Genomic DNA, 8720 nt, shown 5'->3' with positions numbered 1-8720 from the left:
GTCACTGTGACTATTGGTATGACCTGGGATTTTGTCGAACTCTTTGCTGGGTGCAAAGTTCGCACAATGCGAACCGCTGTCTGATCCGGCGTTCCTTGCCGGGTCGTGATCGTGGTGGCCAGGAGGCGCCGGCTGTCTCGTCAGCGGGACGTCCGGTAGGCCAGGTGAGGCGCCGCACAGGTCCGCCTGCTTTTGCCGACCCGCGGCTTCTGTTCGTCTATCTCGACAGACGGACGAAGGTCAACCTCTCGTGCGGGATGTCGAGGTCTCTGACTGTCCAGCCGGCGTCGTGGATCGCGCGTGCCACGGCGCTGCCTTCGAATCCGTGCCAGTGGGCGGGGTGGCGTCGGGACGACGGCGGCAGGGGCATGCCGATGATTTCCTCGATCTCGGCGAAGGTACTGGAGAAACGATCTGCGGTCTGGTTTCGGAGCCAGGCCCACAAGGCGCGGTACTTCCCGGCGTGGGCGTTTGTCTCTCCCTGTGGCGTTCCCGTGCCGTCGCCGGCGGCGTGCTGGCCGCCGGAAGGTGCCGGGTTGGCGTCGTCCGGTGCCAGGGTCGGCGTCTGGGGGGCGTGTGTGGTGAGCCGGTGGACGTCCTGCTCGGACCAGATGAGGATCCGCGGTCCGGGGCGGTCCAGGGTTTCGGCGAACCGGCGGGTCGCCTCCACCTCCTCGCCGTCCCCGAGCAGGACGATGACGCCGAGGCCGGCGCTCAGGTCGGCGAGGTTCAGGTAGTCGCCCTTGATGTGCTTGCGTGTCCTCCAGCTCGATTCCACCTCGAAACCGACCGCCGGCAGTGGGCGTTCGAATCCCGGTATTGCGAGGCCCTGGGGCGCCAGCCAGACGACGTCGAGTCGGCCGCCCTGAACCGGGTACTCGCGGGCCACCTCGAAACCCAGCCGCGTGCCGTGCGCGCACAGGATCTCGATGACTCTGCGTCCGCGTTCGCTGGCCGTCTCCTCGGGTCGGGTCACGGGCATATACCTCGGTATCTCGGTGGGATGTGATCGTCTCAGTGATGCGCCGGCAGGTAGTCGATCTCCACGTCCGCGTCGGCCCAGGAGAGCCGCTCGGTCCAGTCGGGGGACGGAAGCAGCGTCCACCACGAGATCGTCGAGTTGTACGACCAGCGCCCGGTCGCCGGACCGAACCGCAGCGCCACCGCGCCGCCTTTCGCCAGCCGTCCGAGCGTGTGGGCCAGGAACGCCGACGCCGTGTACTGGCTAGGCGCCAGCTCCCGATGCCCGTAGTGCGTCACCAGGCGCGTGAAGTCCTCCGGCCTGCGACGTGCGTACGCCCGCTCCACCAGGCCGTATTCCACCCACCGGCCCCGGTACTCGGTGAGCGCGGCAGGCAGCTCGACATCCAGGCCGAACTCCTCCGCCAACCCACTCAACCCGGGCTGCCCGGCAGCCTGCGGGGCGGCCACCAGCCAGCGGTGTGGACCTGGCTGGGGATGCCCGCCGCCCACCTCGCAGACGAACATCCACGAGCCGTCATCCATCCTCGCGGGCCGGACGAACTCGTCCGAGTGGAAGGGACATACCTGCGCATCCATGCCACACAGCCTTTCAGCAGCCATGACCATGCCGTGGCGGGAGCCAGGTCCACCGGGCCGTGGAGGGCCACGGCCCGGTGGACCTGAGAAACACGAATACCCGGCGTCCTCACGCGGCCGTGCTCTCGCTGCCCGCGGACGCCCGAACCGCGATCGTGATCTCGTTGCCAGCCGCAGGGTCGACGGTGCAGTGCAGCCCGAGATCGGTGACACGGCCGTCGCGGGCGTTCCATTCGCGGGCGCCGTCGTCGCGGCCGAGGACCGAGCCCAGCGCGTCGATCGTCGCCTTCCACAGGTTCGGCCACGCCCGGCGAGGCCCGACGACGAACGCCAGTTGCAAGGCGACACCGCCACCGGGCAATGGTTCCGCCGCAGCGACCTGGTCACGAATCTGTTCCTTGTAGGCGGTCGTGCTCGCCGACGCCGTCGTGCGCACCTCGAACACGCACGCCCCACCCGGGTCCTCGGCCGGTACCGCCGTGGCGACCCCGACCGACGAGGTCGCCGCATGACGCTTGGTCGCCCACACACAAACGAAATCCCGCCCCGTGCGCGCGGTCGTTTTCGGCACGAGCGGAAACAGATAATTGTCGAGATCATGCGCCGTGTGCAGCGGCACACTGCTCGCCAACCCGACGTCGAGCCGCAATGCCAGCGGACCCGGTGTCGCACGGATCGGCTCGGCGACGGCCCCGTGGACCTCGTCGATGAAGGCGGCTGACCGCACCTGGCCGAGGGAGCTCGCCCTGTCCCAGCTCGCGAGCGCAGGCTCGACACCCAGCACGACGCCCGCACCCTGTGCCTGCGCGTAGAAGACAGGAGTAGTCACACGCGGAACGTATCCCCCAGTACCGACAATTCTCGCCGGAGCAGCCCCTGAGGCCTCTGGGACGCGGAGCTCCTCCCCGACAGGGCTTCACGCTGGTTGACCGGGCTACACCCCGCGGGCCTTGGCGATCGAGCTCCAGCCCACCCGGCGACGGTAGCCGACCCGGACATCGGCGCGCCCTGGGCCCGGTACGTCGGGCCGTGGGACGGGGCCGCGCATGGCGCCCCGGCCGCACGGGTGTCATCCGGCAGCGGCGGCCGATGGGTCGGTTGTGGACGTACGACGGCGTCGCCCTGCATTTCCGCTGGTAGGCGGCCTGTTCGTGTGATCGGGGATGGCGATCGTGGGCCCGGGGATCGTGGGCTGGCGGTTCGGGTTGTGCCCGGTTCTGTCCACCCTTTTGACCTGCGGAAATGACGGGATTTGTCGATCACCGGTTGATCGTTTTATGGCAACGGGTGTGGCAACGGAGCCATGCGATCTCGGTGACGGTCTGTTTCGGATTTCCGGGTGGGAGGTCACGAGGCCTGTGCTCACGGACGTTGCCACAAGGTATGGGCCTCGTATGGCAACGAAGCTCGGTAGGCCCGGTCGCGTCGGCGCCATGACCTGCAACGGTGCTCAAGATCGAGTCTGGTAGACCGTCCGCTTTTGCGGCGGACGTTCTACGGGGCGCTCTCCCCCCGGGGCTTCCTCGTGAGGGCCCTGCCGAGAGGCGACAAGCAGGTGGCGCGGGACGACGACGGCTACTACCTGACGTCGGCGCTGGTGGATCGCCAGTCCAAAGGAGCTCCGGATCATCTGAGCGCGAGCGAGGAGGTCGGCGGCAGGCCTGGTCCTGACAGCCGCGACCAAGAACATCGTCCTTCGAAGACCACCACACAACCGCGGAACTGCCCCGGCACACAACGCGGCTGGTAGTTGGACTCTCTCCGCCGGTGATCGAGTCTCGCTGGCGTGTTCGAGGGCGAGCGGGCTGCTGCTCGTGGGCCTGCAGCCCGCCGCTACGAGTACCTGCCGACCTTCATCCTGCGTGGCCTGACCGCCCTGCACCTGGAGTTCGATCTCGCGCCATCGCCGCCGCGTCGCGGCCCGGCGGCGGGCTCACCCACCGGGTAGGTCAGAGGCTGACACAGTCGTCTGGCATGGTGCCGTACCCGGAGGGGCGCACGGTTCCGGCGGCCGGGGTGATCGTCCCCCGGGGACCCCCTGCTGCCGCACGAGCCGACCGTCATCGGCCTGTGCGTTCTGTTGAGCCGGCTGGGCGTGGGCGGGATGGGCGCTGTCTACTACGTGCGCGACCGGCGGGGGCGGCCGGTCGCGGTCAAGGTGATCAGGCCGGATCGGGCCGGGGACCAGGAGTACCGCCGCCGTTTCCGGCGGGAGGTCGAGGCGGCCCGTCGGCCTCGTCTGCACAACCGTCGTTCATCAGGGGTGGTGCAACGAGCGCTCGTCCCCGGGTGCCGCCGAAGCCGCGGATGGGCCGGACTTACTTCGGCGTCTCTGTCTGCTGTCGGGGTGCGTCCGGGCGGGTGAGGTCGTCGCGAAGGGCCCGCAGGTAGGAGCGGAGGATCGCGGATCGGTCGATGAGGGTGGGGTTGAGCAGCCACTGGGTTTCGATCCCGAGGGCGACGGCGACGATCTCGGTGGCTTTCGCCGCGGCGTCGATGTCGCTGCGGATCTCGCCGCGTTGCTGCCCTCGCCGGATCTCGTCGGCGATGAGGCCGCGGGTCTGCTGGTCGCGCTGGTCGAAGTAGTCGTGCAGGGGGTCCTCTGGGTCGAGGTTCTCCGCCCGCAGGACGGTCACCAGTCGGATGACGATGTCGGGTTCGGTTGGGGTCTGAAGGTCCTGGGCGCCGAAGATGCCCTTGCCCGCGTAGTCGGTCGCCGCCTGATCCACGAGTTCGTCGCGCCGGACCATGACGGCGCGGAGCAGATCCTCCTTGGTGCCGAAGTGGTGGAGGATCCCGCTGTGGCTGATGCCGATGCGCTCGGCCAGCTCGAGGAGCCCGGTCCCGCGGTAGCCGTACCGGGCGAACAGCTCGACGGCTGCGTCGAGGATCTGCTCCCGCCGGGCGACCCCCCGGCGGTTCGGCGTTCCCTTCTTCGGTGGCATCAGCCGGGCACTCCCGATGGGCTTGACAAGGCGCGACCTCCGAATAACCATACAGACCTGTCAGGAAGATGTGGTTCGGCTTCCCGGCGGACGACGAGCGGCCCCTGAGACGGCTCAGGCTGGTGACGTGATGGAGCGAACGTGGAGCTGGGGACTGCTATGGAACCACCGGAAGATCCCAGAGGGGTTGCGGCGGGCGCTGGCGAGGTCTTCCGCACAGGGTGATCATCCTCGGGAGTGCCATGCCCGTCGCCGGTTCGGCACCGCAGAGGCGTTCGGCGGGTTCGCGCCCATCGCGGCGGTTCCGGGGGCCGACAAGGGCCGACGGAGGCCTGAGTGTTTGAGAGACGGCGTATGTCCGCGTCTGGGGCTTCGCGAGGGCCGGCCCTGCCAGTGCGATGGGCGACCGGGTGTGCGCCACTGGCGTGCGGAGGGGCCTGTATGCGCTCGCAGGCCTGAGCGTGCCCGGTCAGGGCATTCCGCCCGGCGGTGTCGGTTGGCTCCGCCATAACCTGTCGGGGCCCTCCGAGCCGTGGACCAGGGCGTTCGCGGTCGTCGGACTTTTGGGAGATGCGCACCATCCCGCGGGGAATATCTGACATTCCCGGGACGTCGGTTGTGCCGCGACCGTCCTAGGCCCTCGCCACATGGCACGACACCGTTGCTCCACGGCGGAGCTTCGACGGTGTGCTCGGGGCGTGGAACCAGTTCAGCCCTGACGGCGGCGCCTGTTCCTCGGCGGCCACGTCGTGACACCAGCCCGGCGAGGTCATCTTCGCACCGCCTTTCCGGGCCTCGCACCAACAGACGAACTTCACCTTCGGAAGGGCGGCGTGATGGGTGAGAGAGAATTATCCGGCGCACACAGTGGCGGTGGCGTCTCGCGCAGGACCTTCGTGCGCGGCACAGCTGCGGCGGCCGGCCTCGCGGCGTTCGGCGGTGCGCTTGCTGCCTGCACCGGAAGCGAACCCGCGGCCGCAGTGAAGCCGGTCGTTCACCCTGTGCCCGAGGCTGCCTACGTACGCAAGCTCGGCGCGGTGCCGGCGGGATCCTGCAACGCGCTCGGGGATCAGCAGTGCAGGACAGGAGTCCCGAACCCTGTCTTCCGCAGTGTGGGGGCGGGCCTGTCCGTACCCGGCCTGGGCCTCCCACTCGGGGGCGTCGGCGGCGGCTCTTTCATGCTCAACCAGTGCGGGACGTTCGGGCCGTGGAACATGGGCGGGCAGCCGACCACAGAGTTCTGGGAGATGCGCACCCTCACGCAGGCGGCGTTCCACATACGCGAGGAGGTCGTCGGAGGCGACGGGGGCGTGTCGGTCAGGACACTGGCCGTGCCGCACACCAACACCGCCCCTGACCGCACTTTTGGCGGCGTCCTGCCCGCCTGGAACACACTGAAGCCCGGGGACGGCAGCTACGCTGTACTCTTCCCGTTCGGGTACATGACCTACAACGGCTTCCAGTCAAAGGTCTCCACCAAGATCTGGTCACCGATCGTGGCCAACGAGGACGAGCGCACGTCGATGCCGGTGGCATTCTTCGACATGCTGCTGAACAATCCCACCGACAAGCAGATCAAGCTGTCAGTCATGCTGACGTTCCCCAACGCCCCGGCCTTCGCCACGGGTTCGGTACGGACTGGTCTCTACAGCAGGTTCGATCGCGATTCCGCGTCGGGTATAGGCGGGGTGACCCTCGGCTCGGACTCCCCGGAGAACACGCCGGACACCGTGACGTCAGAGTGGACCATCGCCGCGCATCCGTTCGCCGGGCAGACGCTCACCTACTGCACCTCATGGGACGGATCGGGCGACGGGAGCGACATCTACGCCCCGTTCTCCGCAGCTGGCGCGGACGGGAAGCTGCCGAACGGCGACATCGACCACTCGGCCTCGGCCGGCGCGGTTGCCGTGGCGCTCACCCTGGAGCCCGACCAGACACAGACTCTTCGCTTCGCCCTTTCCTGGGACTTCCCACAGGTCTATTACGACGGGGAAGACGCGACGACGAGGGCCGTCTGGATGCGTCGGTACACGGCGTTCCTCGGTGGAAAGACATCCCGGACCAACGACTACGTCCAGGACTCGTATCCCTTCAGGCAGGGTTTCACCATCGCCCGGAAGGAGCTGGCTCGGTACGATGACTCTCTCGCCGTCGTCGAGTCGTGGTGGAAGCCGATCGCCGAGAATCCACAGGTTCCGCCGTGGCTACGCAAGGCGTCTCTGAACGAGCTGTATCACATGATCTTCAATGGGTCATTCTGGGAGTCCGGGCTCGTCAGCAACACGATGCCGATGAGTGCCGAGGAGGGCACCTCGCCTCGTTTGGGATCCGCGATCCCGGACACCCACATCTATTTTCACACCGATGGCGGGGGCGGTGGAGCACAGACGAACGAAGTCGACATGGACAGCTCCGGCTACCTCGTCTTCGCGAAGCTGTTCCGCAGCATGGAGCTGGGCCGTGTTCGCCCGCTACTCCAGATGGTCAGGCAGAATCCGCTGGGAATCGGGCGCGTGATTCAGCAGACCTTCAGAAGTTCAGGACCTTACATCACCCAGACGGCGTCGTTCCAGAATCTCCCGTTCTCCAAGCCGCCCACAGCGGGAAATCCGCCCGCTCCGCCCGCCACGGATCTCGGTGATCTGTTCGCGGACGAAGCCGGAGATCCCTTTCGTGACTGCCCGCACAAGCTCATCTACCGAACGTACGCACTGATCAAGTTCTACGACGACGACGATCTGCTGGAATACGGATACGCGCCGATGCTGAAGGCGTTGAAATACTCTCAGTTCTTCCGTCCGACCGGCTCTCACCTGCCGGCGGACCCGGCATCCAACAACCCGCCGAACACCATGGATCAGGCCGTCGTGAACGGTCACGGAATCTACAACTGCGGGCTGTATCTGCTGTCGCTTCAAATCCTCTCGACGCTGACGCCCCAGGCTGCCCGACTCGGTATCGACGAGGCCACGCCCGAGATACAGAAGGAACTCGACGAGGAGCTGGCGGCGGCGAAGGAGGAATTTGAGAGGATCTTCTGGAACCCGGCCACCGGTCGATACCGCTACTGCGACGGCACCGGCGGGATCGGTGATCGTTCCGGTACGATCAGGGGCCGTTTCAAGCCGGTGCCGCCGCCGGACGCCATCTGGCTCGAGTCCTTCGCCGGTCAGCTCGTCGCGATGGAGCTCGGCCTACCTGACGTCGTCGATCTGGACCACGCCCGTACTCACCTGAAGAACACCCTGGATTCATTCATCCGGTTCAGGGATCCCGAGGGGAACCTGATGGGTGGTCCGATCATCCTCAAGCCGGATTTCAGTATCTACCCTAGTTCGCTGAGGACCACAGAAATCAACGAGGTCATCCCGGGTATCGCCTTCCTGGCCGCCGCGGGAGCATTCCGAATCGGCGCCAAGGTCAAGGACAAGGGCATCGCGGAAAAGGCGTTGAAGCTCGGTGAGGGGTGCGCAATCCAGATCTACGACATCGAGAGCAACGGTTACGCCTTCGCAACGCCCGAGAGCTGGTTCGTAGACGATCACCTTATCTCCCGGTTTCCGGGATACACGCGAACCCGCTCTGTCTGGTCGCTCTACGACGCGGTCAGTGCAATCGCGGTGAAGAAACCGTCCTGACGCCGGTTGATCCTGCCTGCCAGGCCGGAGCCCACGCCGGCCTGGTAGGGCGATCCGGACACAGACAGATCAGGGAGTGACGGTGCGACCACTCGACCAGAACCTCGTCACGTCAACGATGACCGCGTGCCGTCTCGGCCAAGCAGGTATCCCGCGGGAAAGGTGAAGGTATGCCCATCGCTCTGGATCATGGAATAGCGGTCAGTTCGGCCTGGACAACCGGCAGGGGCAGGCCCTGCGCGGGTGAGTTCGTCGCGGGCCACGGTGGCCAGGTCTCAGGGATGTGGTCGAGTGCGAGGCGCAGCTGTTCGCCTTCCGTGCCGAGGAGCTGCTGAAGGAAATCAACCGGTGCCCGTGACAGCGTCCACTCGTTGTCCACAAGGCATCCGTTGGGCCGGCGTAGCCTCCCCTTCGAGGCGACTGGTGGGAAGGGGCGAGACATGAAGCAGACCATCGGTTCCGAATCGGCCGACAAGGTCGGAATCATCGCGCCGGTCCAAAACCGCAGGGCGCGCGTAGCTAACAGCTTCGCGATCATCTGGATCTCCGTCGCCGTCTCCGGATGCAGCCGATG

7 protein-coding genes and 1 pseudogene are annotated in these 8720 nt (G+C 66.8%); 3 read left to right on the top strand and 5 right to left on the bottom strand.

Annotated elements, in window-relative coordinates; genetic code table 11:
- Window positions 1-217: 217 nt before the first annotated feature.
- The 3 genes from AC559T_RS24785 to AC559T_RS24775 form a co-directional block, all read right to left on the bottom strand.
- Window positions 218-976, bottom strand: a complete 759-nt coding sequence (locus AC559T_RS24785) for a DUF7662 domain-containing protein (protein ID WP_498870263.1) — start codon at window positions 974-976, stop codon at window positions 218-220.
- Window positions 977-1014: 38 nt separating this feature from the next.
- On the bottom strand, window positions 1015-1560 hold the full coding sequence (locus tag AC559T_RS24780; protein ID WP_498870262.1) for a hypothetical protein: 546 nt from the start codon (window positions 1558-1560) through the stop codon (window positions 1015-1017).
- 109 nt (window positions 1561-1669) lie between these two features.
- Window positions 1670-2389 carry a hypothetical protein gene (locus tag AC559T_RS24775; protein ID WP_498870261.1) on the bottom strand — a complete coding sequence of 240 codons (720 nt, stop codon included), beginning with the start codon at window positions 2387-2389 and terminating at the stop codon, window positions 1670-1672.
- Between the two features lie 957 nt (window positions 2390-3346).
- On the opposite strand from AC559T_RS24775, the gene AC559T_RS24770 reads away from it, so the two are divergent.
- Together AC559T_RS24770 and AC559T_RS24765 are read left to right on the top strand one after the other, a co-directional pair.
- The gene (locus AC559T_RS24770; RefSeq protein WP_160144234.1) at window positions 3347-3508 is read left to right on the top strand and encodes a hypothetical protein; all 162 of its coding nucleotides are present in this window, start codon (window positions 3347-3349) and stop codon (window positions 3506-3508) included.
- 26 nt (window positions 3509-3534) lie between these two features.
- Window positions 3535-3790: pseudogene (locus AC559T_RS24765) on the top strand (serine/threonine protein kinase); the annotation flags it as partial.
- Window positions 3791-3878: 88 nt separating this feature from the next.
- On the opposite strand, the gene AC559T_RS24760 reads toward AC559T_RS24765, so the two are convergent.
- Complete coding sequence (locus AC559T_RS24760) at window positions 3879-4505, bottom strand: TetR/AcrR family transcriptional regulator (protein ID WP_131625093.1); 627 nt, start codon at window positions 4503-4505, stop codon at window positions 3879-3881.
- Between the two features lie 896 nt (window positions 4506-5401).
- Here AC559T_RS24760 and AC559T_RS24755 point away from each other — a divergent pair.
- Window positions 5402-8146, top strand: coding sequence for a GH116 family glycosyl-hydrolase (locus tag AC559T_RS24755; protein WP_498870260.1), 2745 nt, complete (start codon window positions 5402-5404; stop codon window positions 8144-8146).
- Window positions 8147-8333: 187 nt separating this feature from the next.
- Here the strand turns inward: AC559T_RS24755 and AC559T_RS24750 are convergent, their stop codons facing one another.
- Window positions 8334-8684 (bottom strand): hypothetical protein, encoded by a 351-nt coding sequence (locus AC559T_RS24750; protein WP_146776636.1) that lies wholly within the window; start codon window positions 8682-8684, stop codon window positions 8334-8336.
- Window positions 8685-8720: the final 36 nt, after the last annotated feature.

This window comes from Frankia sp. Hr75.2 (assembly GCF_949319125.1).
Taxonomy (GTDB): domain Bacteria; phylum Actinomycetota; class Actinomycetes; order Frankiales; family Frankiaceae; genus Parafrankia; species Parafrankia soli.
The sequence above is the reverse complement of the archived record's forward strand: the minus strand, read 5'-3'. Positions and strand labels throughout refer to the sequence as shown.

Coding starts and splice junctions, on each gene's coding strand:
- AC559T_RS24780 (WP_498870262.1), bottom strand. CDS start 1,560: ATGGATGCGCAGGTATGTCCCTTCCACTCGGACGAGTTCGTCCGGCCC.
- AC559T_RS24760 (WP_131625093.1), bottom strand. CDS start 4,505: ATGCCACCGAAGAAGGGAACGCCGAACCGCCGGGGGGTCGCCCGGCGG.
- AC559T_RS24750 (WP_146776636.1), bottom strand. CDS start 8,684: ATGATCGCGAAGCTGTTAGCTACGCGCGCCCTGCGGTTTTGGACCGGC.